Annotated in this window: 2 protein-coding genes; both read right to left on the reverse strand. The window is 62.4% G+C overall.

Going from position 1 to position 1,336, the window contains the following annotated elements:
- Window positions 1-2: 2 nt before the first annotated feature.
- The gene (locus tag I2H19_RS09860; RefSeq protein ID WP_195622550.1) at window positions 3-728 is read right to left on the reverse strand and encodes a metallophosphoesterase family protein; all 726 of its coding nucleotides are present in this window, start codon (window positions 726-728) and stop codon (window positions 3-5) included.
- Window positions 725-1,336, reverse strand: a 612-nt coding sequence (locus I2H19_RS09865) for a hypothetical protein (protein ID WP_195622551.1), incomplete at its 5' end; no start/stop codon positions are given. The genes I2H19_RS09860 and I2H19_RS09865, both read right to left, overlap by 4 nt.

Below are 1,336 nucleotides of genomic sequence, written 5' to 3' on the forward strand. Positions count from 1 at the left end.
CATCAGTACGCGCCCCACGGCAGGAGTTTGTCCCCGAGTCTCACGATCCGGTCATACAGCACCGTGTGCCGTTCGTCCGGATTGCCGTCTCGGTGAAAATGTCCGTAATACCAGCGCTTGTAGTTCAGGCGATCCTCGAGCTCGTCGAGAAATCCGGTCAGCCGGTCTACATCCGGGCGTTCCCAGCCTGGGTCCGGGTAGAGCGTCGGCGAGAGCATGCGCGTGGCGCAGATATGGGTGATGACGCAGTCGGCCTTCCAACCGGCCTCGTCGAGCCTTGCCCGCGCGGTATCGAAATCGCGCCCGTCCGGGAGCTCCTGAGGCCACCAGCTGGAATACGGCACGCGGTATTCCCTGTCCACGCTCGTGGCACCGCCCATGGTGAAGACCGTCGAGCCGTCGAGCTCGAAGACCTCCCCGCGCATGAGGAGGCGGATGGACGAAGCATCCGACAGGCGTTGCGTCAGCCCGCCGTGCCACGGCTCCATGGGGCGCTCCTCCCAGTGGTCGAAGCGCTCATGGTTGCCGTCGACAAAGAGAACTGTGTAGGGGCGCGACTCGAGCCAGGCGATATCGGCGCATTCCTCGGCAGAGAAGTTCCACGGAAAGCCAAAGTCACCGGCGACGATGAGATAGTCGTCGCTGGTAAGACTATCGCCAAGCTCCCAGTCGCGGAGCTTTTGCATGTCGAGTCCACTGTGGATGTCGCCTGTCACGTAGACCGTCATCGGATTACCACTTCCCTCTTGTAAGCCTCGAGCTCGCGCTCGACCTGCCTGTCGCCGGTCTCGTTGACCCACCAGGGCCATTTCACGCGGCTGCACGGCTCGTCGACTCCGGCGAACCATTCCCTCAGCTCGTCGAGGCTCACCGGGGAGTGCCCGTTGGCGTCGCAACCGACGTCGTAGCGCAGAAGGCCCTGCTTGCGATTGAACTCGTTGTACGCGCCACCGCTGCTGTGGATGTGTCCGTGAAGGTGCCACGATCCATGGCTCATGCCCTGCCAGTCGGCCATGGGGTAATGGCTCAGGACGATCTTCTGCCCGTCGATCTTGAGCACGCAAATCGGCGGCTCCACGGTGAACGCGCCCGCGACCGCCGGCTGGGTCCAGTCCTTGTCGTGGTTTCCCGGGACGAGGTGGATGCGTCTGCAGGCGATTTGCTTGCGCAACCCGTAGGCATCCTGGGCGGTCATCTTGAAACTAAAGTCGCCTAGGATGTAGAGCTCATCGTCCACGGCAACCTTACCGTTGATGTTGTCGACGATGGCGTCGTTCATCTGCCAAATCGTCTCCCACGGGCGGTCGGTGAACTTCAGCACGTTCTCATGCCCGAA

The organism is Collinsella aerofaciens (genome assembly GCF_015560135.1).
GTDB lineage: Bacteria > Actinomycetota > Coriobacteriia > Coriobacteriales > Coriobacteriaceae > Collinsella > Collinsella aerofaciens_AN.